This window comes from Streptomyces sp. NPDC028907 (genome assembly GCF_055564995.1).
Genome location: NZ_JBVHVE010000024.1, coordinates 83,712 through 109,617, shown reverse-complemented (window position 1 = coordinate 109,617; position 25,906 = coordinate 83,712). Strand labels below are relative to the sequence as shown.

General features: G+C 69.9%; 31 protein-coding genes and 1 pseudogene. 31 read left to right on the top strand and 1 reads right to left on the bottom strand.

Annotated features, from left to right (window positions below):
* Window positions 1-109: 109 nt before the first annotated feature.
* The 31 genes from ACZ4UU_RS42865 (at window position 110) to ACZ4UU_RS42715 (ending at window position 25,094) form a co-directional block, all read left to right on the top strand.
* Complete coding sequence (locus tag ACZ4UU_RS42865; protein WP_471908857.1) at window positions 110-313, top strand: hypothetical protein; 204 nt, start codon at window positions 110-112, stop codon at window positions 311-313.
* A gap of 3 nt (window positions 314-316) precedes the next feature.
* Window positions 317-607 carry an HNH endonuclease gene (locus ACZ4UU_RS42860; protein WP_471908856.1) on the top strand — a complete coding sequence of 97 codons (291 nt, stop codon included), beginning with the start codon at window positions 317-319 and terminating at the stop codon, window positions 605-607.
* 10 nt (window positions 608-617) lie between these two features.
* Window positions 618-905, top strand: coding sequence for a hypothetical protein (locus tag ACZ4UU_RS42855; protein WP_471908855.1), 288 nt, complete (start codon window positions 618-620; stop codon window positions 903-905).
* Window positions 898-1,287, top strand: coding sequence for a hypothetical protein (locus tag ACZ4UU_RS42850; RefSeq protein ID WP_471908854.1), 390 nt, complete (start codon window positions 898-900; stop codon window positions 1,285-1,287). The genes ACZ4UU_RS42855 and ACZ4UU_RS42850 overlap by 8 nt, the downstream gene beginning before the upstream one ends.
* Before the next feature lie 263 nt (window positions 1,288-1,550).
* Entirely contained in the window at window positions 1,551-2,102 is a 552-nt protein-coding gene (locus tag ACZ4UU_RS42845; RefSeq protein ID WP_471908853.1) for a helix-turn-helix domain-containing protein, read from the top strand.
* Window positions 2,065-3,606 (top strand): terminase large subunit domain-containing protein, encoded by a 1,542-nt coding sequence (locus tag ACZ4UU_RS42840; RefSeq protein ID WP_471908852.1) that lies wholly within the window; start codon window positions 2,065-2,067, stop codon window positions 3,604-3,606. Before ACZ4UU_RS42845 ends, ACZ4UU_RS42840 begins: the two co-directional genes overlap by 38 nt.
* A gap of 11 nt (window positions 3,607-3,617) precedes the next feature.
* Window positions 3,618-3,857, top strand: coding sequence for a hypothetical protein (locus ACZ4UU_RS42835; RefSeq protein ID WP_471908851.1), 240 nt, complete (start codon window positions 3,618-3,620; stop codon window positions 3,855-3,857).
* Window positions 3,854-5,053 (top strand): phage portal protein, encoded by a 1,200-nt coding sequence (locus ACZ4UU_RS42830; RefSeq protein ID WP_471908850.1) that lies wholly within the window; start codon window positions 3,854-3,856, stop codon window positions 5,051-5,053. Before ACZ4UU_RS42835 ends, ACZ4UU_RS42830 begins: the two co-directional genes overlap by 4 nt.
* Window positions 5,054-5,055: 2 nt before the next feature.
* Window positions 5,056-5,886, top strand: a complete 831-nt coding sequence (locus ACZ4UU_RS42825) for an HK97 family phage prohead protease (RefSeq protein ID WP_471908849.1) — start codon at window positions 5,056-5,058, stop codon at window positions 5,884-5,886.
* A 6-nt stretch (window positions 5,887-5,892) separates the two neighbouring features.
* Window positions 5,893-7,350, top strand: a complete 1,458-nt coding sequence (locus tag ACZ4UU_RS42820) for a phage major capsid protein (RefSeq protein ID WP_471908848.1) — start codon at window positions 5,893-5,895, stop codon at window positions 7,348-7,350.
* An 88-nt stretch (window positions 7,351-7,438) separates the two neighbouring features.
* Window positions 7,439-7,720: a hypothetical protein gene (locus ACZ4UU_RS42815; RefSeq protein ID WP_471908847.1), complete on the top strand. Its 282-nt coding sequence runs from the start codon at window positions 7,439-7,441 to the stop codon at window positions 7,718-7,720.
* Window positions 7,713-8,516 (top strand): hypothetical protein, encoded by an 804-nt coding sequence (locus ACZ4UU_RS42810; protein WP_471908846.1) that lies wholly within the window; start codon window positions 7,713-7,715, stop codon window positions 8,514-8,516. The genes ACZ4UU_RS42815 and ACZ4UU_RS42810 overlap by 8 nt, the downstream gene beginning before the upstream one ends.
* Window positions 8,509-9,234 carry a hypothetical protein gene (locus ACZ4UU_RS42805; protein ID WP_471908845.1) on the top strand — a complete coding sequence of 242 codons (726 nt, stop codon included), beginning with the start codon at window positions 8,509-8,511 and terminating at the stop codon, window positions 9,232-9,234. Before ACZ4UU_RS42810 ends, ACZ4UU_RS42805 begins: the two co-directional genes overlap by 8 nt.
* A complete protein-coding gene (locus tag ACZ4UU_RS42800; RefSeq protein ID WP_471908844.1) occupies window positions 9,231-9,791 on the top strand; it encodes a hypothetical protein in 561 nt (186 codons plus the stop codon). The genes ACZ4UU_RS42805 and ACZ4UU_RS42800 overlap by 4 nt, the downstream gene beginning before the upstream one ends.
* Window positions 9,788-10,687: an NAD-dependent epimerase/dehydratase family protein gene (locus ACZ4UU_RS42795; RefSeq protein ID WP_471908843.1), complete on the top strand. Its 900-nt coding sequence runs from the start codon at window positions 9,788-9,790 to the stop codon at window positions 10,685-10,687. Before ACZ4UU_RS42800 ends, ACZ4UU_RS42795 begins: the two co-directional genes overlap by 4 nt.
* Entirely contained in the window at window positions 10,684-11,550 is an 867-nt protein-coding gene (locus tag ACZ4UU_RS42790; RefSeq protein ID WP_471908842.1) for a head-tail connector protein, read from the top strand. Before ACZ4UU_RS42795 ends, ACZ4UU_RS42790 begins: the two co-directional genes overlap by 4 nt.
* Window positions 11,551-11,566: 16 nt before the next feature.
* Window positions 11,567-12,010 carry a hypothetical protein gene (locus tag ACZ4UU_RS42785; protein ID WP_471908841.1) on the top strand — a complete coding sequence of 148 codons (444 nt, stop codon included), beginning with the start codon at window positions 11,567-11,569 and terminating at the stop codon, window positions 12,008-12,010.
* Window positions 12,010-12,750 carry a hypothetical protein gene (locus tag ACZ4UU_RS42780; RefSeq protein ID WP_471908840.1) on the top strand — a complete coding sequence of 247 codons (741 nt, stop codon included), beginning with the start codon at window positions 12,010-12,012 and terminating at the stop codon, window positions 12,748-12,750. Before ACZ4UU_RS42785 ends, ACZ4UU_RS42780 begins: the two co-directional genes overlap by 1 nt.
* Before the next feature lie 30 nt (window positions 12,751-12,780).
* A complete protein-coding gene (locus ACZ4UU_RS42775; RefSeq protein ID WP_471908839.1) occupies window positions 12,781-13,191 on the top strand; it encodes a phage tail protein in 411 nt (136 codons plus the stop codon).
* Between the two features lie 231 nt (window positions 13,192-13,422).
* Window positions 13,423-13,932 (top strand): hypothetical protein, encoded by a 510-nt coding sequence (locus ACZ4UU_RS42770; RefSeq protein WP_471908838.1) that lies wholly within the window; start codon window positions 13,423-13,425, stop codon window positions 13,930-13,932.
* 13 nt (window positions 13,933-13,945) lie between these two features.
* Window positions 13,946-14,359, top strand: coding sequence for a hypothetical protein (locus ACZ4UU_RS42765; protein WP_471908837.1), 414 nt, complete (start codon window positions 13,946-13,948; stop codon window positions 14,357-14,359).
* Window positions 14,356-14,514: a hypothetical protein gene (locus ACZ4UU_RS42760; RefSeq protein ID WP_471908836.1), complete on the top strand. Its 159-nt coding sequence runs from the start codon at window positions 14,356-14,358 to the stop codon at window positions 14,512-14,514. Before ACZ4UU_RS42765 ends, ACZ4UU_RS42760 begins: the two co-directional genes overlap by 4 nt.
* A gap of 24 nt (window positions 14,515-14,538) precedes the next feature.
* Complete coding sequence (locus ACZ4UU_RS42755; RefSeq protein WP_471908835.1) at window positions 14,539-16,725, top strand: phage tail tape measure protein; 2,187 nt, start codon at window positions 14,539-14,541, stop codon at window positions 16,723-16,725.
* 14 nt (window positions 16,726-16,739) lie between these two features.
* Window positions 16,740-20,591, top strand: coding sequence for a hypothetical protein (locus tag ACZ4UU_RS42750; RefSeq protein ID WP_471908834.1), 3,852 nt, complete (start codon window positions 16,740-16,742; stop codon window positions 20,589-20,591).
* Between the two features lie 17 nt (window positions 20,592-20,608).
* The gene (locus tag ACZ4UU_RS42745) at window positions 20,609-21,106 is read left to right on the top strand and encodes a hypothetical protein (protein ID WP_471908833.1); all 498 of its coding nucleotides are present in this window, start codon (window positions 20,609-20,611) and stop codon (window positions 21,104-21,106) included.
* A gap of 59 nt (window positions 21,107-21,165) precedes the next feature.
* Window positions 21,166-22,074 carry an N-acetylmuramoyl-L-alanine amidase gene (locus tag ACZ4UU_RS42740; RefSeq protein WP_471908832.1) on the top strand — a complete coding sequence of 303 codons (909 nt, stop codon included), beginning with the start codon at window positions 21,166-21,168 and terminating at the stop codon, window positions 22,072-22,074.
* Window positions 22,074-22,442 (top strand): hypothetical protein, encoded by a 369-nt coding sequence (locus ACZ4UU_RS42735; RefSeq protein ID WP_471908831.1) that lies wholly within the window; start codon window positions 22,074-22,076, stop codon window positions 22,440-22,442. The genes ACZ4UU_RS42740 and ACZ4UU_RS42735 overlap by 1 nt, the downstream gene beginning before the upstream one ends.
* Window positions 22,439-22,723, top strand: coding sequence for a hypothetical protein (locus ACZ4UU_RS42730; RefSeq protein WP_471908830.1), 285 nt, complete (start codon window positions 22,439-22,441; stop codon window positions 22,721-22,723). Before ACZ4UU_RS42735 ends, ACZ4UU_RS42730 begins: the two co-directional genes overlap by 4 nt.
* A gap of 145 nt (window positions 22,724-22,868) precedes the next feature.
* Window positions 22,869-24,125 carry a helix-turn-helix domain-containing protein gene (locus tag ACZ4UU_RS42725; RefSeq protein WP_471908829.1) on the top strand — a complete coding sequence of 419 codons (1,257 nt, stop codon included), beginning with the start codon at window positions 22,869-22,871 and terminating at the stop codon, window positions 24,123-24,125.
* A gap of 169 nt (window positions 24,126-24,294) precedes the next feature.
* A complete protein-coding gene (locus ACZ4UU_RS42720; protein WP_471908828.1) occupies window positions 24,295-24,828 on the top strand; it encodes a hypothetical protein in 534 nt (177 codons plus the stop codon).
* The gene (locus ACZ4UU_RS42715; RefSeq protein ID WP_471908827.1) at window positions 24,825-25,094 is read left to right on the top strand and encodes a hypothetical protein; all 270 of its coding nucleotides are present in this window, start codon (window positions 24,825-24,827) and stop codon (window positions 25,092-25,094) included. Before ACZ4UU_RS42720 ends, ACZ4UU_RS42715 begins: the two co-directional genes overlap by 4 nt.
* 479 nt (window positions 25,095-25,573) lie before the next feature.
* Here the strand turns inward: ACZ4UU_RS42715 and ACZ4UU_RS42710 are convergent.
* Window positions 25,574-25,906 (bottom strand): annotated as a pseudogene (locus tag ACZ4UU_RS42710) (GTP-binding protein); the annotation flags it as partial.

The window sequence follows — 25,906 nt, the reverse complement described above, 5'->3', positions numbered from 1 at the left end:
CCCCGGATCCCCCCCCCCCCCCACCCACCCACCAGATGGGGGGGTAGAGGGGCGTGAGCCGCTCCAAAGCACCCGACCCCCCGCGTCCCGACACCCAGAAGGGGACACCATGAAGCACATCCTCAGCCTGGAACGCGACGTCCAGGACAAGCCCATCCCCACCCAGCAAAACTGGCGCGAGCGCGAGCACACCGGCACCGCACGCGCCCAATGCAGCTGCGGCTTCGACACCGGCACCGTCCCCACCGCCGACGCCGCACGCCTCGGCCACGCGCACCTGAACGACCTCAGGACAGCCGGCACGACGGAGTAGACCGTGGCCGAACGCTCCGAACTCACCGAGTACGAGTACCGCAAGGTACGGGCCCGCATCCTCGCCGCCTCCGACGTCTGCATCATGTGCGGCCACGCCGCCGCCGACGCCGTCGACCACCTCGTCCCCGTCGCCCGCGGCGGCCCCCGCAAAGACCCCGGCAACCTCGCCCCGATCCACGGCGTCATCGGCTGCCCCACCTGCGGCCGCAAGTGCAACAACGACAAGGGCGACAAGCTCCTGTCCGAGGTCACGCGCTTGGTGACGTCCGTCGACTGGTACGCCGGACCATAAGGAGGAATACATGGCCGTCACACCCGATCAGGCCGCATCGATGGAGGCAGCAGGCCGGCACTCCCAGGCGCAGGCCAACGCCTTCAGCTGGATGACGCGCGCCGAGCTGGCCGAGACCGCAGCGGACAACGTCATGACGAACGAGCGCCATACCGAAGGCTGGCCACGCATCGCGAACGCCCACCGTGCTGAGGCAGACCGGGCCATGGCGTTCGCCCGCGCCTGGGCGCGCGTCGCCGCCGTCCTCGTGCCCCCACTGGAACCCGTCTGGTCCGACGTGGAGAGCATCGATGACTGACCCACGCACCGCCCGCCTCCGCCTGAACGAACCCGGCCTCGCCACCATCGAGATCGACGGCCATGACGTGAGCGACGCCGTCCGCGGCTTCACCCTCACCGGCGAGGTCGGCCACCGGCACCAGCTCACCCTGGACCTACTCATCGACACCGCGGTCGTCGAGGGCGACGTGCAGGCCCACATCCCCGCCGCCACCGCCGGTCTCCTCGTCGCCCTCGGCTGGACGCCACCGGACGACGGACAGCCCGTCGACCTCACCGCCCGGGAACGCCACGATGCCGTGATCAAGATCATCAGGCGTGAGGCCCGCCTGAACCCCGACTGGTTCCGCACCCTGCTGCGCCGCGAGGACCGCGTGCAGGGCGGCACGCAGTGGAGGTGAGCTGCGGCACTGGCGCTCCGAGTCGGGCGACCGCTTCGGCATCGAGATCATCGACCGATCGATCGCGCGATGAATGTGCAGGTCAAAGGACATTCGAGTCGATCAAATCGACCTGATCGAGATCGTTCCGGCTCCGAAGCCCTCGGATTTTTGGGGAAGATCATCTTCTCAACCCCGCGCCCAGCTTTCTTTTTTCTCTCCCCGGGCCGCCCAAGGGCCCGCCATGATCGCGGCCGGACGCCCGGCGTATAGGGGAGGCGATCATGGCGGCTCGCACCATCCAGATCGGCGAAGCCGGCGGACACGTCGCCGCGGCCGTCGCCAGACACCGCCAGCGCCACGGATGGGACCAGAGCCACCTGGCCGAGCTCGTCACCGCCGCCGGCCGCCCGATGAGCTCCTCCGTCCTCGGCAAGATCGAGTCGGCCGCGCGGCGCGTCGACGTCGACGACCTGGTCGCGCTCGCCGCCGCGCTCGGCGTACGGGTCTCCCTGCTGCTGCCCGGCGAGGACGAGGAGGCGCGCGACAAACCAGCGGACCCGTTCGAGGATGCCGCCGGGCCCGGCACGGTCACGGCGCGGGTAGTGGAGGACATCGAGTCGCTCGGCGACCTCGAGGACCTGGACGCCACGGCCCCGACGCTCGCCGCGGTGGCCGTACGTCTCGCCCGGGAGATCGACGCCCCGGCTTCCCTCGGCAACTCCCTGCACTCGATGTCCAAGGAGCTGCGCCAGGTCCTCGCCGAGTTGCGCTCCCTCGCGCCTGAGGAGCCGGACGATGACGACGACCTCGACGATCTGGCGTCCCCCGACTGAGTTCGTCGACCAGTGCCGCGAGCTGTACGGGCTGGAGTGCCCGCCGATGTGGGGCACGCCCCGCCGGCCGCAGTTCCCCACGCTCGGCGGCAAGGTCGCGAAGGTCATGGAGCGGCTCGGGTACAAGCCGATGCCGTGGCAGCGCTACGTGTGGGACGTCTCCCTCGAACTGAACCCGGCCACGATGATGCCCTGGTACAGGCACGTCGGTCTGTCGGTGCCTCGGCAGCAGGGCAAGACCCAAGGGCTCCTGGCGGTGAAGGTCCACCGCGCCCAGGCCTGGAAGCGGCAGCGGATCGTCTACGCCGCCCAGACCCGCAGCATGGCCAGGGAGCGGTGGGAAGACGAGTTCTGGGCGACGATCGAGGTCTCCCGGCTCGCGCGCCGCTTCGTCATCCGCAAGGCCAACGGCCACGAGGCGATCATCGCTCGGCAGACCCGATCGAAGATCGGCATCACCGCGAACACCGAGAAGGCGGGCCACGGTCCGCCGCTCGATCTCGGCGTCATGGACGAGTACTTCGCGCACGAGGATGACCGCCTCGAGCAGGCTTTCAGCCCGGCCATGCTGACCCGGCCCGCAGCGCAACTGTGGTGGGCCTCGGCGGGTGGCACCGAGAAGTCCGTCCCGCTGAACAAGAAGCGCAAGGCCGGCCGCGAGATGATCGAGCAGCTGTGGAAGACCGGAGTGTTCCCCCACGGCGCCTACTTCGAGTGGTACGCGCCGGACGACATGGACCGGGCGGACCCGGCTACCTGGCGGGCAACGCTGCCCGCGCTGGGGTTCACGGTCACCGAGGAAGTGATCCAGCACGAGCTGGACACGATGGAAGCCGGAGAGTTCGACCGCGCGTACCTCAACCGGACACGGAAGGCGTCACCGCCGCCGGACCCCAACATCCCCCGGAGCACCTGGCCCGGGCTCGCCGACAAAGCGGCGATGCCCGAGGGGGAGAAGGCCTTCGCGGTCGACGTCTCGCAGGACCGGTCCACCGCGTGGATCAGCATGGCGTCCCTGCGGGAGGACGGCCGCACGCACCTGGAAGTCGTCGACTGCCGCCCGGGCACGGACTGGGTGGTGCCGGCGCTCCAGCGGCTGAACACCGTGTGGCGTCCGGCCGCCATCGCGATCGGTTCGTCCGGCACACCGGCCGGCTCGCTCATCGATGACGTCGTCGCGGCCGGCATCACGGTGCCGGAGAAGAAGGACACCCCGCACCGCGGGCACCTGGTCGTCGCGCGGACGAACGACTTCGTCGAGGCCTGCGGGCAGATCGCGGACGCGATGCGGCAGGGCGGCATCGTGCACCGCGACCAGGCGCAGCTGACGGCCGCCGTGAACGGCGCGCGGACGCGACGGGTGGGGGATGCGTGGGCGCTGGACCGTACGGCGTCCCTCGCGGACGTCTCGCCGCTCGTCGGCGTGACGCTGGCGCGGTGGGCGCTGCTGACGCGCGGGCCGCTGGTGCAGGACGACTACGACCCCGTGGCCAACGTGTGGTGAGGAGCAGGGCATTGGGCAGGACACGACGCGCGCGGCTGGCTGAACGCTGGCGGGCCGCGCGTACGAAGCTGCGCGGACGGTCGTCCTCGGCGGCCGGCGCCGCGGCCGCGGCCGCGGGATTCAGCCTGCGCGCACTCCCGGGGGTGGCCGGCCCGCTCCTGGTCGCCTATGGCAGCTGGCTGGCCTGGGCGCCGCTCGGCTACCTGGTGCTCGGCGGATTCCTGCTGTGGGCGGATCGGAGGATGCCGTGAGCGTGTGGTGGTCCCGCCGCCGGGAGCCGAAGCGTGAGCAGCGCTCGCGCTGGCCCGAGGCCAGCCTCGAGCAGGCGATCTCCTCGCTGATGACCCGGTCCTACTCCGACGTGGATCTGTCCTCGGCGGAGTCCTCGCTGCAGTCGGTCGCGGTGTGGTCGGCCGTCGACCTGATCGCCTCGGTCGTCTCCGAACTCCCCCTGGACGTCTACCGGGACACCGGCGACGTGCCGGTGAAGCTCAGGACGCCGGGCTACATGGAGGACCCGGACGGCAGCGGGCAGGGGGCGGAGGATTGGACGTACCGGTCCGTGTACTCGTGGCTGATGCGCGGCAACGTTTACGGGGACATCCTCCAGCGGTCGAACGCCGGCTTCCTGCAGCAGGTCGACCTGTTCCACCCCGACCTGGTGAGCGGCTCCCTCGTCGAGGGCAAGCCCGTCTACCTGCACAACGGGCAGCACGTGCCGGACAGCCGGATCTACCACCGCCGCGTCAACCCGATCCCCGAGTACGTCGAGGGGCTGTCGCCGATCCAGATGCACGCCGGCACGATCGGCCTGTCGCTGACCGCCAGCAAGTTCGGGCTTCAGTGGTTCCAGGACGGCGCCCACCCAACAGCTCTCCTCGTCAACTCCGAGGCGACGATCGACGAGGGCCAGGCCCGCGGCGTGAAGGACCGGTTCCTTGCCACGCTGCGCGGCCGCCGTGAGCCGCTGGTCATGGGCAAGGGCTGGGACTACAAGCCGATCCAGCTCACCGCCGAGGAGTCCCAGTTCCTGGCGACGCAGGGCTACTCGGCCGCCGAGTGCGCGCGGATCTTCGGGCCCGGTATCGCCGAGATCCTCGGCTACGAGACCGGCGGCACGATGACGTACGCGAACATTCAGGACCGCGAACTGACGCTGCTCAAGTACTCGATCGGCCGGTGGATCCGCCGCATGGAACGGATCTGGTTCCAGTTCCTGCCGCGACCGCAGTACGCCCGCTACAACCGGGACGCGCTGCTGGAGACCAACACGATGCAGCGCTACCTCGCCCACGCCTCCGCCCTGAGCGCGCAGTGGAAGACCGTCAACGAGGTCCGCGAGAAGGAAGAGCTGGAGCCGGTCTCCTGGGGCGATACGCCGACGTCGCCGCCCGCCGCTGTCCCCGTCGACGACCCGGCCGCCCAAGACCCTGAGCCTGAGGAGTAGCCATGCCCGCGATCCGCGGTCTGCACCTGATCCGTGGCGGCGCCATGGCGCCCGCCCTCGCCCCACGTCCCCGGCTGCGCGCCGAGGGCGACGACACCGTGGCGGCCGACGGTGAGATGCCCGTCATGACCGTCGAGTTCTCCCGCTTCGACTCCTGGTACGAGATCGACTCCTGGTGGGAGGGCCGCTTCCTGGAGCGCACCAAGAAGGGCGCGTTCAAGCGGACCATCAAGAGCCAGGGTGCGGCCGGGGTGAAGGTCCTGTTCAACCACGGCCGGGACATGCAGATCCACCAGAAGGTCCTCGGTGTGGCGTCGATCCTGGAGGAGCGGGACACCTCGCCGTACATGGAGGTGCCGCTTCTGGACACGTCCTACAACCGCGACCTGGTCCCCGGCCTTGAGGCCGGCGCGTACGGGTCGTCGTTCATGTTCGAGGTGATCGGGGAGTCCTGGAACCGCGAGCCGGGCCAGGCCGACCACAACCCCGAGGGTCTGCCGGAGCGGACCATCACCGAGGTGAAGCTGTTCGAGGCCGGTCCCGTCACGTGGCCGGCCAACCCTGATGCCACCGCCGGGCTGCGGTCCGGGATGGACTGGCTGATGGCTGAGCTGGCCGAACGCGATGGCGACCAGTATCAGGAACTCGTACGATCGTTCGCAGCTTTCCGGGCACTGCACGGACTCGGCACCCCCTCCAAGGAGGGGCCCGCCGCTCCGCCGGTGCCCGAACCGCAGGCCCCGGCACCCGGCATCGAGCCGGCCCGCCACGCACGCGGACTCACCGCGGCGCAACGACAGCGCCGCCTGTCCCTGCTTGGTGTGAAGAGGTGAACCGGGATGCCCCCGAACAAGGAAGACGAGCCGAACGAGTACCAGCGGTCCGAGAACGTCGAGGCCGCTGAGGAGCGCATCGCCCAGATCCACGAGGAGATGGGCGTCATCGACAGCGAGGCGGCCGGCGACCAGCTGGACGACGACGCTCAGCGCTCGTGGGACGACCTCGAGGCGGAGCTGCGGTTCCGCGAGGGCGAGCACAAGGCGCTGATGCGGGCGGAGCGGCTGCGGCAGTCGCGCGAGCGGTGGAGCTCCACACGGTTCTCCCCGCAGGCGGACCCGTTCAGCGAGGACCCGCGGACCCTGAACGAGCGGGCCACGTACGACCGGTCGATGGCCGTCGTCGACTCCAGCGAGGGCGGCCGCCACCTGGAGCCGGGCCAGAAGGCGCGCGTTCAGAAGCTGCTGCGCACGAACACCGGCGACACCAACGGCCAGCTGATCGGCCAGATGCTGCTGGCCACGGAGAACCCGCACTACCGGTCCGCGTTCCAGAAGATCGCCGCGTCGACGGCTCCGGTGTTCACGCCGGAGGAGTCCCGCGCGATCGAGCAGGTCGCGCTGATCAAGCGTGCGATGAGCGTCGGATCCAACTCCGGTGGCGGTTTCGCGGTGCCGGTGCTGATCGACCCGACGATCATCCTCACCCAGCAGGGCAGCGAGAACGACATCCTGCGCCTGGCCCGGGTGGAGACGATCACGAACGACACCTGGAAGGGCCTGTCCACGGCTGGCGTGTCCTGGCAGTTCCAGGCCGAGGCGTCCGCGTCGACGGACAACTCGCCGACGATCGCGCAGCCCGAGGTGCCCACGCACCGTGCCGACGGCTTCATCCCGTTCTCGATCGAGATCGGTATGGACTGGCCGGGCTTCGCCGAGCAGATGTCCATGCTCCTGGCGGCCGGGTACGACGAGCTCCTCGCCGACAAGCTGACGCTGGGTTCCGGCTCGGACGAGCCGACCGGTCTGGTGACCGCGCTGGACGCGGTCACGAACCCAGCGAACATCGAGCTCGCCTCGGCGTCCGTCTTCCAGGCCTCGGACGTCTACGGCCTGTGGAACGCGCTGCCGCAGAAGTACCGGCGCCGGATGACGTCGGCGTGGCTGTCGTCGACCAGCGTGCAGAACACCATCCGTCAGCTCGGTACGACCGACCCGAACTTCACCGTGGACATCACCCAGGAGGCGATCCCGCGGCTGTTCGGGCGTGAGTACCCGATGAACGACTACATGGCCGACTTCGCGGCCGGCACCTCCACCGATCCGCTGCTCATCGTGGGCGACTTCCAGAACTACCTGGTCGCCCAGCGTGCGGGCATGCAGGTGGAGTTCCTGCCGATGCTGTTCGACGTCACGAACAACCGCCCGACCGGCCAGCGCGGCTGGTTCGCGTGGGCGCGTGTCGGCGCCGACGTCGTCAACGACAACGCCTTCCGTCTGCTCGTCGACCGCAGCGCCTGAGCCGCTCGGTCCCCACTCTCCGGGCCGTGGCGTACTCACGCTGCGCCGCGGCCCGGATCCCTTATCTCCAGCGTGAGAGGAGACCCCCATGAAGTACGCACTCGTGACCGGCAACGTCCGCTGGTCGCAGGGAACCACCCAGCTCAAGCGCGGCAAGTCCGCCGACGACGATCACCCCCTGGTCCTGGAGCGGCCGGACCTCTTCAGCGACGAGGCACCCGACGCCGAGCTTTCCTCCGCCCCCACCATCGAGCGGGCAACCGCAGTCCCGGGCGAGAAGCGCACCACCCCCCGCGCCAAGCCCACCGGCAAGACGGCCGGCGCCAGCAAGGCGGGCGGCACCGGTGCGAAGGGCAGCAGCAGTGACTGAGCCGACGCCCGCCCCGAGCGGTGACGGCCTGGTGCAGATGGCCTACCTGCACCCCCACACCGTCTCCCACAGCTTCCACGAGTCCGTGATGCGGCTGACCGTGTGGGACCAGATGCACGACGGCCGGCTCCTCGGCACCGGCGGCCCGTTCATGATGGCCTGCTCCACCGGCGGCCTGGTCGAAGCCCGCAACAAGGTCGTACGGCAGTGGCTCGACGACACCCCGCACGAGTGGCTGTGGTTCGTCGACACCGACATGGGCTTCGCCCCCGACACCGTCGACCGGCTCCTGGCCGCCGCCGACCCCGTCGAACGCCCCGTCATCGGCGCCCTTTGCTTCGGCGTGCAGGAAGTCTCCTACGACGGCATGGGCGGACGGCGCCTGCGCCCCGCCCCGACCATCTACATGCCCGCCCACGACGCCGAAGGCCGCGTCGGCTTCTCGACCCGCTGGCACTACCCGAAGAACACCGTCATGCAGGTCGCCGGCACCGGCGCCGCCTGCCTGCTCATCCACCGCACCGCCGCCGAGAAGATCCGCGCCGAGCACGGCGACATCTGGTTCGACCGGGTCAAGTACCCCGACGGCCGCTGGGTGTCCGAAGATCTGTCGTTCTGCTGGCGGCTGTCGACCCTGCAAATCCCCGTGTTCGTCCACAGCGGAGTCAAGACCACCCACCACAAGCAGTTCTGGTGCGGCGAGGACGACTACACCCCGCCCGCCGACGCACCCGTCCCCGCCCACGAGCCCGTCCCCGACGGGAGCCAGCCGCAGACGGCGGCCGCCCATGGATAGCCTCACCGCCATCGTGCCGTCCCGCGGCCGCCCCCACACCGTCGCCGAGCTCGCCGTAGCCTTCGCCCACACCTGCACCGAGCGGACCTGGCTGCTCTTCGCCGTCGACGAGGACGATCCGCACTACCAGGCGTACCGGGACGCCGTCAGCGAGGCCTCCGCCGGAGGCCTGCGCGTGCAACTCGTCGCCCAGCCAAGCGGATCCATGGTGACGGCCCTCAACCACGCGGCCCGATGCCTGCTCGCCGCCCCCGGGCCAGCCGTGCCAGATGCCATCGGGTTCATGGGCGACGACCACCGGCCCCGCACCCAAGGGTGGGACCGTGCCTACCTCGACGCCCTCACCTCGCTGCCCGGCATCGTCTACGGCAACGACCTCCTCCAGGGCGCCAACCTGCCCACCCAGTGCGCCATATCGGCCCGCGTGGTACGCGCCCTCGGGCACATCATGGCGCCCCCGGAGCTCACGCACCTGTACGTCGACAACTACTGGCGCGACCTCGGCCGCGCCACCGGCTGCCTGACGTACCTGCCCGACGTCGTCGTCGAGCACGTCCACCCGATCGCCGGGAAGACGGAGTGGGACGACGGCCACCGCCGCGTCAACCGGCCCGAGCTGTACGACCGCGACCGCGCCGCGTACGCCGCCTACTGGGCTGAGCACCAGGAGCGCGACATCCTCGCTGTCCGTCAGTCCGTCGCGGGAGTCGTCTCGTGACCCGCAAGCGGCTGCGGCCGGCGTACAGCGACGCCGAGCTGCGGCAGCTGTACCGCACCCCGCACGACCACCGGCGCTGGCCCGATCACCACCTGCGTGTCAGCGTCACCACGCAGGTCGCCCGGTGGATGGCGCGCAACGGTGTGGCCTCGGCCGCGGACCTCTCGTGCGGGAACGGGGCGATCCTCAACGAGGTGCCGGCACGGCGCAAGCTGGCCGGTGACTTCGCGCCGGGCCACGAGTTCGAAGGACCGATCGGGAAGACGCTCGCCGAGCTCCCGCACGACGTCGACCTGTTCATCTGCGCCGAGACTCTCGAGCACGTCGACGACCCGGACGCCGTCCTCGCCGGGATCCGCGGCCGCGCCCGGCAACTGGTGCTGTCCACGCCGGTCGACGCGTGGGAGGACACCAACCCGGAGCATTACTGGGCCTGGTCCCGCGAGGACGTCGAGGAGATGCTCACCGCCGCCGGGTGGAACCTGCACGTCTACACCGCCGTCGACTTCCGGCCCTCGGGCCTGCCGTACTGCTTCGGTATCTGGGGGGTGCGATGAAGACCGCTCTCGTCACCGGCTCGTGGGGGTTCGTCGGCCGGCACATGACACAGGCCCTGCGCGAGCGCGGCTGGGACGTGGTCGGCTGCGACATCGCCAACCCGGACCATCCGATCAACTGCCTCGACGTCTTCCGGCACGGCGACCGCGTGTTCGACCTGGTCGTGCACGCGGCCGCCCGGGCCCCGCACAGGGCAGCGATCGACGGCCGCCCGGCCACGATGGCGTACAACCTGCAGTTGGACTCGGCGATGTTCGAGTGGGCGCTGCACACCGGGCAGCGGCGCGTGCTGTACCTGTCCAGCTCGGCCGCGTACCCGACCGATCTGCAGCAGGACTTCGCGCTGGCTCGGCCGCTGTGCGAAGAGGACATCAGCTTCGGCCGGTACACCGTCGGCATGCCTGATGCCGGGTACGGGTGGACGAAGCTGACGGGGGAGCAGATGGCGGCCGCGGCCGCCGCCGAGGGCCTGGCCGTGCACGTCGTACGCCCGTTCTCCGGCTATGGCGAGGACCAGGGCGAGTCCTTCCCCTTCGGCGCGTTCCTGGGCCGGGCACGGCGCCGTGAAGACCCGTTCACGATCTGGGGCAGCGGCGACCAGGTCCGCGACTGGATCCACATCGACGACGTCGTCGCCGGCGCCCTGGCCGTCGTCGACGCGGACGTCCGCGCCCCGGTCAACCTGTGCACCGGGCGCGGGGCGTCGATGAAGGAACTCTCCAACTTGATCGTCGCCGAGAGCGGCTATCAGCCCTGGGTGGCGTACGAGCCGAAGGCTCCGACGGGTGTGGCGTACCGGGTAGGAGACCCGGCCCGGTTCTTCGAGATCTACCGGCCGCGTGTCTCCCTTGAGGAGGGCGTGGCCCGGGCGGTGCGATCGGCGGTGGCGACATGATCACGGCAGCGGCCGGTGACGACGTCGCCCTCGTCTTCGAGGCCGGCGCCGTCCTCACGAGTCCGATGGTGACGATCGCCCCCACGGCCGGGGGCGCCGCGGTGGTCGGGCCCACGGCGGACGGCCTGGGCGTGGACGGCACCACCTACACGTACGTGTGGCAGGTGTCGTCCTCGCAGGCGCAGGCCTCCTACACCGCGACGCTCGAGGGGACGTCGGGCGGTGAGCCGGTCGAGGTCGAGATCGAGGTGTACGTCACCTCGCTGCCGGTGTACGCGACGCTCGCTCAGCTGAAGAGCATGATCACGGTCACTGACTCCGACCGCGACAGCATGCTCGTCGAGAAGATCGCGGCCGCGTCACGCAGCATCGACAACACCTGTGGCGCGCCCCGTCGCTTCTACCTCGACGCCACGGCGTCGGCCCGGGTCATCAACCCGACTCGGAGGCTGGTGCAGGACGAGGACGGCTGGCACCTGCTCGTCCCCGACATCGGCGACGTCGACGGCCTGGTCGTCGAGGTCGGCCGCACCGGCGCGTGGACAGACGTCACCGCCCAGGTCGAGGCCGAGCCCCTCGACGCCCTCGGCGAGCTGAAGCCGGTGACGTCTTTGCTGAGGGTCGGCGGGGCGTGGCCGGCCGGGGCGGGCAGGCGGGTGCGCGTGACGGCCCGCTGGGGGTGGCCGGCCGTCCCGGACGGCGTGGCCGAGGCGACGCGGATCCTGGCCGCCCGTCTCTTCAAGCGGAAGGACAGCCCCGAGGGCGTACTCGGCTCCTCGGAGTGGGGCGTGATCCGTCTGTCCCGCACGGACCCGGACGTGTACGAGCTGATCAAGAGCTACATCCTTCCGGGCCTGGCGTAGAAGAGGGGGCAGCGCAGTGCAGATCTCGACGGTTCGCACGAAGATCGCCGAGGCGGCCTCGGTGGTGGTCATGCCGACAGGGGCGAAGTCGCTGACGTGCACCGGCTACGTGCCGGACTCGGTGACCGAACCGCACTTCTTCGTCGGTGAGGTGGAGGTCACCTTCGACAAGGCGTACGGACGGCAGCTGGACGTACTGGAGTTCACCTGCCGAGTCCTGGTCGGGCGGGCGGACGACAGGAGTTCGCAGCAGATCCTCGACGCTCTGCTGTCCGGATCCGGCCCCTCGTCGCTGAAGGCCGCGATCGAGGCCGCACGCGGCGCCCCTGGTGAACACGCCCTCGACGGTGCAGCCGACGACCTGCACCTCATGCGGGTGCAGGGCTACCGCTGGTACGAGCACGCCGGCACTCAGTACGTGGGAGCCGAGTTGATCATCAAAGTCATCGGGAGCGGCTGATGTCCAAGACAGTCCTGCTGGATGCTCGCCTGTTCGCCGGCGGCGCCGATCTGTCCGGCAACTCCAACAAGATCGAGATCACGTCGGAGATCGAGGAGAAGAACGCCACCAACTACCGCTCCGACGGCTGGAAGGAGGTCCGCGGCGGCCTCGCCTCGGCGGAGATGGCCGGGGAAGGGCAGTGGGAGGCCGGCGACTCCGGCATGGTCGACGACTCCTCGTGGGCGCAGCTCGGCGGCAACACCGCCTGGTCCGCGTCGCCGGCGGATGCTGTGGTCGGAGACCTGGCCTACTTCATGAAGGCGATGCGCGCGGACTACGCCCTCGGCGACGCCGTCGGTGAAATCGCCCCCTGGTCGGGCACAGCGAAGAGCAGCTGGCCGCTGGTGCGCGGTGTGTTCGCCCACCCGCCCGGCACCGCGCGGACGTCGACCGGTGACGGCACCGCGCAGCAGCTCGGCGCCCTCACAGCGGGGCAGCGGCTGTACGCGGCCGTGCACGTGCTGAGTGTGTCGGGGACGAGCACCCCGACGATCACCGTCGAGATCGAGTCCGATTCACAGGAGGACTTCGGCGGCACGCCTGAGACGCGGCTGTCGTTCGACGCGGCGACCGCGCGCGGCGGGCAGATCCTGCGCACGGACGGCACCGCTCACGCCGACACCTGGTACCGGCCCACCTGGACGGTGTCCGGCACCAATCCGTCGTTCCTGTTCGTCGTGGCGTTCGGCATCCGCTGACGCCCCAGCCTTACCCGAGGGAGACCCCCGATGGCTTTCATGGTGCTGCTCGCCGCGCATCTGACCCTGAACTCCAACGACCTGTCCGAGTACGCCCGCAAGATCGAGCTCACCGTCGAGGTCGAGGAGAAGGACGTCACGAACTACGCCAGCCTCGGCTGGAAGGAACTCCTCGGCGGTCTGAAGTCCGGTGAGCTGGGCCTGGAGTTCCTCCAGGACACCGCCGCCACCGAACTCGACTCGATCATGTGGTCGCTCCTCGGCCAGGTCGTTCCCTTCACAGCGAAGCTCGACAACTCCACCACGACCACATCGAACCCGGCCTACTCCGGCAGCGTGCTGATCAAGGGCTGGAACCCCATCGAAGGCTCAGTGGGTGACGAGGCCTCGGTCAGCGTCACCTATCCGACGTCCGGCGCCGTCACCCGCACGACCGCGTGATGGCCGACACCCCGCGCACCATCCGCGTGCACGTCGACCTGCGGGGCACGGATGCCGACTTCCTTGCGCTCCTACGGCGCCAGGTACGGCAGGAGAGCCGCAGCAGCGCTCAGGCCCGAAGCGTTCTAGCCCTGCCCCCCGGCTGGGCGGCCTATTGCTCTCTGGAGGGCTGCCCGCACCACCCCGGCCTGCTGCGCCGATGGTGGCACAGGCTGCGCCTAAGGAGGGGCCGTGGCTGACGGGCCGCCGTTCGCCCTGGGGGTGGAGACTCACGAGGGCCTGGCCGCCCTCGTGCGGGCGATCCGCGCCGAGGAGGACGGCAAGGATCTCCGTAAGGAGCTCGCGAAGAACCTGCGCGCGGCCCTGCGGCCCGGTGCCGCTGAGGCCAAGAGCGGCATCATGGCGATGTCCTCCGCCGGGCTGCGCACCGCACCGGCCCTCAGGTCGTCGATCGCCCGGAAGATCCGGCCTGAGGTGAAGCTGGGCGGCCGTTGGTCCGGTGCCCGGGTGAAGGCCTTCAAGACCCGCAACGTCCGCAACTTCCCCAACGCGCCGAAGCGCACCAACCGGGCGAGTGGCTGGCGGCATCCGGTGTTCGGCAACCGCGAAGTGTGGGTCGACCAGACAGGAAAGATCGACTGGTTCGACGACTCGTTCCAGGGCCGCGAGGGCGAGTACCTGGCGGCCGTCAACGAGGCGATGGAGAACATGGCCCGGCGCATCGCGTCGAGGGCCGGATAGAGAGCGAGAGACCGTGTTCCTGGTCTACAAGCCCGAGGGCAGCCAAGAGCCGACCCGGTGGCGCTACAACCCGCGCAAGATGATGAGCGCGGAGCGGGAGAACATCGAGCGGCTCACCGGCCGCAACTGGTCGGAGTTCACCAAGGAGGTCGTCGCCGGCAGCAGCCTGTGCCGGCGCGCGCTGCTCTTCACGTTCCTCAAGCGTGATCACCCGTCGGCCGTGAAGTTCGACGACGTCGATTTCGCCTGGGACGAGCTGAGCCTGGAGTACTCCAAGGGCGAGCTGATCCAGCTCCGCCAGGCGGCCGCCGACGCCGCCTCCGGCGAGCAGCGCGCGGCGATCCTGGCCAAGCTGGACGAGCAGATCGCCGAGGCCGTCGAGGACCCCGACGACGAGGGAAAAGCGAGTCTGCCCGTCGCCGAGTGAGGCGCCTCGGGGACGCGGCACACCTGCTCGGCATCAAGGCCAGGGACTGGGACACGTTCACCGTCGAGGAGACGGACGCCTACCTCAACTGGCTGGACGCGTACCAGGAAGCGCAAGAGAAGGCGCGCGCAGAACTGAAGAGTGCGGGGCGCTGACCCCCTGACCGTAGGGGGTGTGGTGTGAGCGATACGTCACTGGTGTTCAACCTCGTCGCGAGGGACAACACCGAGCAGGGGCTGTCTTCCGCGCAGCAGAACTTCGAGACTGCCGCGGCCGGCATCGGTGCTGGCGCCGCCGCGGCGCTTGGCGCCGGTATCGCCGCCCACCTGGACATGGAGGCAGCCAACGCCAAGCTCGCCGCTCAGCTCGGCGTCGGGCCGCAGGAGGCCGCCGAACTGGCAGAGATCTCGGCACGGGTCTACTCGAACGCGTGGGGCGACAGCGTCGAGACCGTCAATCAAGCGATCAAGGGGGTCTACGACAACATCGGTGACGTCAGCCAGGTTGAGGGCGGCCTGGAAGGGGTCACCACCAAGGCCCTCGCTCTCTCCGAGACGTTCGACCAGGAGGTCGGCCCGACCACCGCGGCGGTGGGCCAGCTCATCCGCACCGGACTGGCCAAGGACGCGACCGAAGCGTTCGACATCCTCACCCGTGGTTTCCAGACCTCGGCCAACAAGGCCGACGACTTTCTGGAGACCATCAACGAGTACTCGGTTCAGTTCAAACGGGTCGGTCTGGACGGTGCGACGGCTGTCGGCCTGATCGACCAGGCCATCGACGCCGGCGCCCGTGACTCCGACCAGGTCGCCGACGCCCTCGGCCAGTTCGGCGAGCTGGCCCTGGCCCAGAGCCAAGGCGTGCAGGACGCCTTCAAGTCCATCGGGGTCGACTCCGACATGGTCGCGGCCAAGCTCCAGAAGGGCGGCAAGTCGGGGCAGGAGGCCCTCCAGCTGACCCTGGACGCACTGCGCGGCACGAAGGACGAGACCGTACGGCTGAACGCGGCCACCGCCCTGTTCGGCGACCCGGGCACCGTCATGGGCGACGCGCTGCTCGCCCTCGATCCGGCCGCCGCGGCCGCCTCCTCGGGCATGGACAAGGCGACCGGGTCGACGGACAAGCTCGTCGACACCGTCGGCGGCAGCGCGTCGGCGTCGCTGGAGGAGTTCAAACGCAAGGCCCTGACCAAGCTGGCCGAAGTGTCCGGCGGCTTCGTCCAGTTCGCCATGGACAACCAAGGCGTCTTCGAACCGCTCACCTACACCCTGATGGGCCTGGCCGCCACGGTCCTCATCGTCAAGGGCGCGATGATGACCTACTCGGCGATCTCCGCCGTCGTGGCCGGCGCCAACGCCATCATCTCCGCCTCCGCCTGGGGCGTGATCGGTAACTGGATGCGCATGATGGGCATCGGCCTCATGGCCTACCTGCGCATCGCCGCCGGCGCCGTGACGTCAGCGCTCACCACCGCGGCGGCCTGGACCGGTTCGGCCCTGGTGTCCATCGGGACCTGGATCGCCGCAGTCGTCCGCGCCGCCCTCGTATCCACCGCCCAGTTCCTCCTCATGGCGGTCAAGGCCGTCGCCTGGGCCGCGGTGATGGCCGCTCAGTGGCTGATCGCGATGGGCCCGGTCGGGTGGGTCATCGCCGTCATCGTCGGCCTGGTCGCGCTGATCATCGCGAACTGGGACACCGTCAAACGGTGGACCGGCCAGATCTGGAACTGGGTGTGGCAGAAGGTGCAGGGAGCCGCCAGGTCGATCCTGGAAGGGGTCGGCTGGCTGTCGGCGATCCCCGGCAGGGTCGGCCGCTGGTTCGGCAACATGAAGGACGCAGCGGTCAGAAAGGCCCTGTCCCTCGTCACCTGGATGAACGGCCTTCCCGGCCGGATCTCCAGAGGCATCGGCGGGCTGGGCAGCCTGCTGTGGGACAAGGGCCAGGACGTGATCCGCGGCCTGTGGAACGGCATCAAGTCCATGGGCAGCTGGCTGTACAACCAGCTGATCGGCTTCGCGAAGAACATGATCCCGGGACCCATCGCGGACGCCCTCGGCATCGGCAGCCCCTCGAAGGTCATGGCCAACGTCGTCGGGCGCTGGCTGCCACCCGGCATCCTCCAGGGCGCCCAAGACGCGGCGCCCGCCATGAACCGGGGCCTGGGCAAGCTGATCGACCCCGAGGTGGCCCGCCCCACCACACCGCTGACCACCGGCATGGCCCCGTCCATGGGAGCCGCCACCGCCGGCGGCGCTGTCCTGGTCCGCTTCGAACTCTCCGGCGCCGAGGACGACTTCCACCGCTTCATGCGCAAGCTCACCCGCGTCAAAGGCCGCGGCAACGTACAGACCGCCTTCGGGCAGTAAGGAGGGCCCGCGCCGTGGCGTTTCCCGACACCCCGCTCGACGTCCTCGTCGAACTGATGATCTCCGGCGCGTGGGTCGACATCACCGCGGACGTGTACGCGGCCGAGAAGATCGTCATCACCCGCGGCCGCGCCGACGAGGGCGCACGCGTGGACCCGGGCAAGTGCACGCTGACCCTGAACAACCGGCTCGGCAAGTACTCGCCGCGCAACCCCCTGTCGGACTACTTCGAGCTGATCGGCCGCAACACACCGATCCGGGTGTCGGTGCCCGGCACCGACACCCGTCTCGAACTGGACGGTGACGCGGCGAACAACGCCTCCACCCCCGACCATGCCGACCTCGACATCACCGGCGACCTCGACATCCGGTGGGAGGGTGAGGCCGACTGGTACGCGCCCGGCTCGCAGATCCTCATCGGCAAGTGGGGGGAGTCGGGGGTGCGCTCCTACAATCTGCGGCTGCAGGACGGGAGCCTCTACCTGCACTTCAGCACGGACGGGACTGTCGGATTGTGGGGGTTCAGGCCGCTGCCGCAGCTGCCACGTCATGCCGCTGTCCGTGGAACCCTGGACGCTGACAACGGCGCCGGCGGCTGGACTATCCGCCTGTACTGGGCCGAAACTCTCGCTGGCCCGTGGGAGCAGATCGGTGAGGACCTCGTCACCACCGGCGGCACGGCAACGATCTTCAGCGGCACTGGAGCGTTGTCCATCGCTCCGGAGCAGCTGGACTCCAGCCCGCCGCGCAGCCCGGTGGCCGGCCGCGTCTACGCCGCCGAAGTCCGCAGTGGCATCGATGGCACCGTCGTGGCGGCACCCGACTTCAGCGCGCAGAGCGCAGGCACCACCAGCTTCGCCGACTCGGCCGGCCGTACGTGGACGCTGGCCGGGACCGCGGAGATCACCGACCGCAACGTCCGCTTCATCGGCGAGGTGTCCAGCTGGCCGTCGCGCTGGGACGTGTCCGGCAACGACGTCCGCGTGCCCATCGAAGCCGCGGGCATCCTGCGCCGTCTCGGGCAGGGCGCGAAGGCATTGGAGTCCACGCTGCGCCGGCGCATCCCCTCGTTCGGGCCATTGGCGTACTGGCCCATGGAGGACGGCGCCGCCGCCACGCAGGCGTACTCGCCCCTCGACGGCGTTGCCCCGCTGTCCCTCACCCGGGTCAACTGGGCCAGCGCCAGCAGCCTCGCCAGCAGCAACCCACTGCCGGTGCTGGCGTCCAGCGGCAGCAACCTACCGGTGATGCTCGGCCGCGTACCCGCCCCGTCGACGGCACTCACCGGCTGGCACGTGCAGTGGGTGTACCGCATCGACAACGGCCCGGCGACGCGGCGTACGTTCATGCGGATCCGTGCCGCCGGCGGCACGGTCGCCGAGTGGCTGATCCAGTCCGGTACCGACGGCAGCAACCTGATCGGCCTCGACATCGAGGGTGCAACCGTCGTCACCCACAGCATCGGCACCGGCACCGACCTGTTCGGACAGTGGGTGCGCGCGTCCTTCGCCGTCACCCAGTCCGGCAGCAACGTCCTTTACAGCATCACCTGGACCGACGTCGGAGGCGACGCCGGCACGTTCGACGACTCCCTGACGGGCACCATCGGCCGCCCTACGGCCGTGTCCTCGCCGCCTGACGGCTACTCCTCGGACCTGGACGGGATGGCCATCGGCCACGTCTCCGTGTGGCCCAACGACCTCACCGACGCCTACCTCGGGGCGATCGACGCGTGGACCGGGGAAACCGCCGGGGCACGCATGAGCCGCCTGGCGGACGAGGAGGGCCTCCCCCTCCTGCAGCAGAGCCTGCCCAGCCGGCAGACCCAGGTCGGCCCTCAGCTCCCGGACACGCTGCTCGCCCTGCTGGAGGAGGCCGCCACCGCCGACGGAGGCGTCCTCTACGAGCGGCGCGACACGGTCGGCCTGACCTACCGTGACCGGACCTCCCTGTACAACCAGACGGTTTCCGTCGAACTGGACTACACCGAACCGGGGCACGTCGCGCCACCCCTCGAACCCGTCGACGACGACCAGAAGGTCCGCAACGATGTCACGGTCACCAGGGAGGGCGGGGCCTCCGGGCGCGCCGTCCTCGAGGAAGGGCCGCTGTCGGTTCAGGCGCCCCCGGACGGTGTCGGCCGGTACGACGAGTCCGTCACCCTGTCGCTACACGAGGACGCGCAGGCCGAGCCGATCGCCTACTGGCGTCTGCACCTGGGCACCGTCGACGAGGCCCGTTACCCGGTCCTCAACATCAATCTGGCCGCCGCCCCGAGCCTCGCCGACACGGTCACCGGGCTGGACAGCGGCGACCGGCTCCAGATCGCCAACCCGCCCGCATGGCTGCCGCCCGGCCCGATCGACCTGCTCGTCCAGGGCTACACCGAGGTGATCGGGCACCCCAACGACTGGGACTTCCAGTTCAACTGCACCCCGGCCAGCCCCTGGACAGTGGGCGTGGTCGGCGACAGCGAACGCGGCCGCGTCGACGCCAACCCGTCTGGCTCCACCCTCGCCGTCGCCACCGATGCCGACGACACCCTGATCGTCGTACACACAGCCGCCCGTGGGCAGATGGGGCCTGCCCCGTGGATCACCTCGGCGGGGCCGTCACCGACCTACCCGGCCGAGTTCCCGTACGACATCCGGTTCGGCGGGGAGACAGCCCGCGTCATCGCGAACGCGCCGGCGGTCTGGGACACCTTCAACCGGGCGGAGGCCCACGGGGCCGTCCTGAACAGCAACCCCACGTTCGAGGAGGACTTGGACGGCTGGACGGGCAGCGGCGCCACCCTCGAACGTGTCGCGACGCCTGAGCTGGCGTCCGCGCCGTTCAGCGGGCAGTGGTCCATGCAGATCACCCCGGACGGTGTCGCCGAGTTCCCCAACGCGGGCTCGGACATGATCGCGGTCACGGCAGGCTCGCAGTACAACCTGTCCGGGTGGCTGCTGTGCGCCACCAGCCGGAACGTGGCGCTGAACATCAACTGGTTCGACGCCGACAGCGGCTACCTGTCCACCAGCAGCAACGACCAGGCCGTCACGGCGGACACCTGGACGCATTTCACGCTGACCGCGACGGCGCCGGTGGGGGCCGCTTTCGCCAACCTCGCCCCGACGGTGCCCGACTTCCCACCGGCCACGGACGTGACCTACGCCGACCAGGTGGAGTTCTCCGCGGTCGTGGCCAACACCTGGGGCCGCTCCGACGGCCCGTCCACCTGGGCGGAAACCGGCGGGCTCGCTTCGGACCGGAGCCTTAACGGCACCGCCGGCGTCATCACGCTGGCGGCGAACCCGGCCACCATCCGCTTCCAGCGCCTGGTGGCCGGCCTCACCGACACCGAGGTCCTCGTCCGCATGAGCGTCGGCCAGGTCGCCACCGGCAACGCGCTGCTGCCGTCGGTCCTGCTGCGCTACGTGGACACCGGGAACTTCTACCGGGCCCGCGTCCACTTCGGCCTGAGCGGCGCCATGTCCGCCTCCATCACCCGCGACACCACCGCCGTCGGCTCCACGGCCACGCTGCCCTACACCTACGCCGCGGGCGACTGGTTCTGGGTGCGCGTCCGGCTCACGGGCCAGCGCGTCCAGCTGCGGGTGTGGCCGGACGGGCAACTCGAGCCCGCGGTGTGGCACAAGGACGAGACGATCACCGGCAGCACCATCGCCTCCGGGCAAGTCGGCGTCACCGGCAGTGCGTTCGACACCAACACCAACGTCAACCCGCAGCTCAGGTACGACGACTTCACGGTCATCACCCCGCAGCTGATGACCGTGCAGCGGTCGCTGAACGGCGTCGTCAAGGCCCACGCGGTCGGCGCCGAGGTACGTGTGGCCACCCCGGCTGTCGTGGCCCTGTAGAGGAAGGAGGGCATCCCATGGCGTTCGAGGTCTGGCAGCCCGGCATGATCGCGACGGAAGAGCGGCTGGCGTCGATCTCCCCGACTTGGCAGGACTGGACACCCGTGTGGACCACATCCACCGGGGCCAACACACCGAGCTTCGGGAACGCGACGATCACCGCCCGCTACGCCGTCGCCGCCCGAACCGTGTTCTGGCGTCTGGAGATCGCATTCGGGTCGACGACGAATTTCGGCGGAGGCGGGGGGTCCGACAACTGGCGGTTCAGCGCGCCGGTGACCGCGGCCGCCACCCAGCTCATCGCCGGGTTCGGGGAGGGCCAAGACACCAGCGCGACGCTGCGCGTACCCCTGCGGCCACGCCTGACGACCACCACCACCATCGAAATCGAAACCAGCGGCGGAGCAACAGACGGCGCAGCAACATCCGTCGGCCTGATCGACTCCGCCACCCCCTTCACGTGGGCCAACGGCGACTTCATCCGCGCCTTCGGCACCTACGAAGCCGCAGCCTGATCCCCGTCTCTTCCGCCCCGCGCCACCCGGCCGGGGCTTCTGCATGTCTGGAGGCCCATATGGCTGAACCAATGAGCGCCACGACGCTCCTGGCCGCGCTCAAGGCCGAGGGCCTGGACGTCGTCGAGGTCGGGCACTGGCGTACGCACAACCGCAACCACAAGGGGCCGTGGGGGCCCGTTCACGGGGCGATGTTCCATCACACGGTCACCAAGGGGGCGGCCCGTACGGTGGCGATCTGCCGCGACGGCTACTCGGGTCTGCCCGGGCCGCTGTGCCACGGCGTCATCACCAAGGACGGCCGCGTGCACCTGGTCGGCTACGGCCGCGCGAACCACGCCGGCCTGGGCGACGACGACGTCCTGCGCGCGGTCATCGCGGAAACGTCTCTGCCGCCCGACAACGAGGCCAGCACGGACGGCAACCGGCACTTCTACGGCTTCGAGTGCGAGAACCTCGGCGACGGCAAGGACCCGTGGCCCGCCGCGCAGCTGGAGGCGATTGAGAGGGTGGCGGCCGCGGTGTGCCGGCATCACGGCTGGACGGCCGCGTCGGTGATCCGGCATCTGGACTGGCAGCCGGGCAAGGTCGACCCGCGTGGCATCGACTGGACGGCTATGCGTACGCGGATCGCCAGGCGGCTCGGCGTCAAGCCGCCGAAGGCGACGCCGGCGCCGTCGACGCCGAGTGTGGATCTGTCGCGGCTGGTTGCTGCGGCCCGCTCGAACCCTGCTGCGCAGGGGCAGCCGGTCACGTATGCGGGCGTGCGGACGGTTGAGGCCGCGCTCGTCGACGAGGGCCTCCTCGCCAAGGCGTACAGCGACGGGCACTACGGCACGACCACCGTGCACGCGTACGCGAAGTGGCAGCGCCGGTGCGGCTACCGGGGCCGGGACGCGGACGGGACCCCGGGCAAGGCATCGCTGGTCAAGCTCGGGTTCAAGCACGGATTCAAGGTGGTGGACTGATGCCGAAGAACCTGTTCATTTCCACGATGCGGATGCTCGTTCCGCTGACCGCTGGCGCGGTCCTGTCCCTGACGGGGCGCCTCGGTATCCCCGTGGACAGCGAGGACGCCGTCACGGTCGTCACCCTCGGCCTTGCCGGCGCTTACTACCTCGCCTTCCGCGGGCTTGAGGAGCTCGCCGAGCGGATGGCGTGGCGGCCCCTGCAGCTGGCTGCCGGGATGCTGCTGGGGTGGGCGCGGCCGCCGGCGTATGAGAAGCCGCTGACGGTGCCGCTGCGGCTGAGGGTGGACAAGGCGGCGATGCGGCGGGACGCCGACGAGTTCGTGCGGTATCTGGGCGCCAAGCTCGACGGCCAGGAGCCGAGATGACCGTGCCGGAGGCGTCCGTGGCCGTCGAGCTGGAGCGGCTGCGTGGCACGGTCGCTACCAATTTCGCCGAGGTCAAGGGAAGCCTGGCCGTGCTCGTCGAGCAGTCCAACCGCAACCGACAGGACCTCCAGCAGCTGCGCGAGGACACCGACAAGGACATCATCGACCTCCGAGCGGAGATCGAGACTCTGAAGCGTTCCCGGTGGCCGCTACCGTCCGTTGCTGCGCTCACAGCCCTCGGCGCCCTCGCTCTGGCGCTGTACCAAGCACTGACCCCATGAGTCACGGAAGCCCCCTGTACGGCCCACGGGCCGTGCAGGGGGCTTTCTGTCGTGCCCCTGGTCGTCAACAGCACGACGGCCCCCGGTGAATCCGGGGGCCGCTCGGCGTACCGTTCTGAGTGCGACCACAGAACGGAGCTCCAGTATGCCCGAGCAGACTGATCCCGCATCCACCCTCACCTTTGGCCAGCGCGTCAAGCGTGCCCGCGACCGTTCCGGCAGGACGCGGGCCTACGTGGCCAGCGTCGTCGACCAGTCGGTGGAGTGGGTCAAGGCCATTGAGACAGGCCGTATCGCAATGCCTCGCCTCCCCAAACTCATCAAGCTCGCACAAGCCCTCGGCCTCGAGGACATCACCGAACTCACCGGCGATGACCGCATCGCCGCGGCTACCTACACCAAGGCCACCCACGGCGACCTGCCGACCATCAAGCGCGCGCTGACCACCTACCAGCTGCAGCCCGCAGACCGTGAACCGGAATCCGCCGACGTCCTCGCCGCCCGCGTCCGCTCTGTGTGGAAGCTGTGGCACGCCCGCGACGAGGAACACCCCGTACGCCGCGAGGTCGAAGGCCACCGGTCCCGGATCGCGAACCTCCTTCCAGCGCTCCTGGCGGACGCTCAGCACTCCGCTCGCGTCCTGGACGGAGCCGACCGCCGGCGCGCCCTGGTGGCACTCGTCGAGACGTACCACCTGGTTCAGCTGTACCTGTCCTTCCAGCCCGTACCGGACCTCGTCACCCTCACCGGTGACCGCGCCATGGCGGCCGCTCAGAACGCGGACAGCCCCAAGGCCATTGCAGGCGCCGCCTGGTACGTGAACCACGTTCACCGGGACGCCGGCGAGGCCGCCGAGGCACGAGTCGACCTGGCCGAGCAAGCCGCCGCGCTCCTGGCCGACCAGGAGGACGCCGAGCACATCGCGCGCCGCGGACTCCTCTACCTCGCCGTGGCCTTGTCGTACGCCAAGACAGGGCAGGCCGGCGACGCATGGCGGTACTGGGACAAGGCCGACGACGCCGCCAAGACGCTCGGCAAGAACTACGCCCACCCCTACCTGATCTTCGGGCGCGGCATCGTCGACGGCTACGCCATCACGATCCACAACGACCTGATGCAGCCCAACAAGGCCCTTGAGGTCGCCGAAACTCTCGAGCTGAGGAAGATTCCCTCGGCAACGCGCCGCTCCTACCACCTGATCGAGACCGCCCGGGCCTACAACCTGCTGGGCGAGAGCGTGGCCGCGGTATCGCTGCTGGGGAAGGCGCGGCAGGAGTCGCTGGAGACGATCCGGTTCAACCTCCACACGCGAAGCGTCCTGCCGGAGTTGGCGAAGAGCGGGCCGCGCCTGGTGCGTGACGACGCCCGCGCCCTGGCCGTCGATCTCGGCGTGCCCCTGTGATCGTTTAGGGGGTAGGAACCCTACCCCTGAACAAGGGGGTAGGGACTGTACCCGTTGCACTCACCACGCGCCCTTACGGTCAGTGATGTACCGATCACTGATGCGGGGAGCCGTTGTGAGCGCTGCACAAGAATCAAGAGCCCGGAGGCCCGTCGAGACTGAGCCCGGCGTGCTCGTACACACCGCCGCAGACCGGCGCCTGGCGACTGAGCACTGGCTGTTGTCGACGCTCCCGGAAGCCGGACGGGACCGTGCCCGTGAGGAGTGGCAGGAGCTCGGGGTGGCGATGCTGCCCCTCGGCACCCTGTTCTCCGCCATACGGATTCCCGGGTATCTGGTGGTGGCCCTGACCGCCAGCACCGAGGCGGACGAACTGGACGCCTTCCTCGCCCAGGTCCTCCAGGGCGGCCCGGTCATCTGCGACCCGCACGGGACCCGGTACTACGCGCTCGTGCCCGCCAGCACCCCCAGGACAACCAGCAAGAAGAAGCTGGACGACTGGCGCAAGGCCGACATCGAGTGCCTGGGCCGTCACAGCTATCTGGGTGTGCCGAGGGTGGATGCGGTGGAGTGCGACCCGCAGCAGCGCGCCTCGTACTGGTCGGTGCCCATGGAATCGGCCGCCACCCTGTGCAGCCCGCTCCTCGTCGGCCGGCTCATCGGCGCCGCGCGCGACCTGGTGGGCGGGGAGCTGGAAGCGTGAGCGACATCGAGCACCAGTGGGCAGAGAGCGGGCGCGGCGCGGCACCCGGGCGACAGCGCGTCGTCGTGACCCCCGCCACCAGGGCCGAGGCAGCGTTCCAGGCCTACGGCGCTCACCTGTCCGACTGCCGGCAGTGCAACGACCGGATCCTGAGCGGCGGCGACTTCTGCGACGAGGGCAAGCGGCTCGGCGATGTCTACGTTGCGGCGTACGAGGCGAGCCGCGCCGAGGTGGCTCCTGCTGCCGGCGGCGAGGGGGACGGATGAACTGCGCACGCTGTGACAGGCCGATCGTCCTTGGCCGCTGCGATGTGATCAGCAACCCGGGGGCCTCCGGGCCCGGCTCCGAGATATACGTCTGCCCGCAGTGGTGCACGCGGAAGCCGCGTCAGTCGGCTCCGGAACGAGTTGTCGTCCTCGCGTCGACACCCCAGCACCGCTCCCGGCCGCGACGCCGACCGCGCCGGTAGCGGGAGGTACGCGGTCCGCCCCTGGCTCCCCCGCCGGGGCGGACCGCTCACCGCACGAGCCGATCGAAGTCGACGCTGATCGCGTCGGCGAGGAGGACGGATGACGAACCGCGAACGGCGTCTGATGATCGGATACATCGCTGTCCTGGTCGTCCTTGGTGGCGCTGTCGCCTGGGGCATCGCCAACTGCGGCTGCTGACCTCAATCCTGACCGGCCCTGCTTGTCCGTTACCCCCGTGGCGGATGGGCAGGGCCTTCCTATTGGTACATCCAGTAAGGCATCTCGTCGGAGATGCCGGACGACTCGATGAGGAGATGGTCGAAGCGGCCCTCGCGAGCCAGCCGGTCGACCTCCTCCAGCAGGTCGTCGCGCAGGGTGCAGCAGATGCAGCCGTTGGTCATCTCGACCAGGCGCTCCTCGGTCCGCGACAGGGAGGCCTCGCCGCCGCGCACCAGGGCGGCGTCGATGTTGACCTCGCTCATGTCGTTGACGATCACCGCCACCCGCAGTCCCTCGCGGTTGCCGAGGACGTGGTTGAGCAGGGTCGTCTTGCCGGCCCCGAGGAAGCCGGACAGGACGGTGACGGGCAGTCGACGTTCGTACGGCAT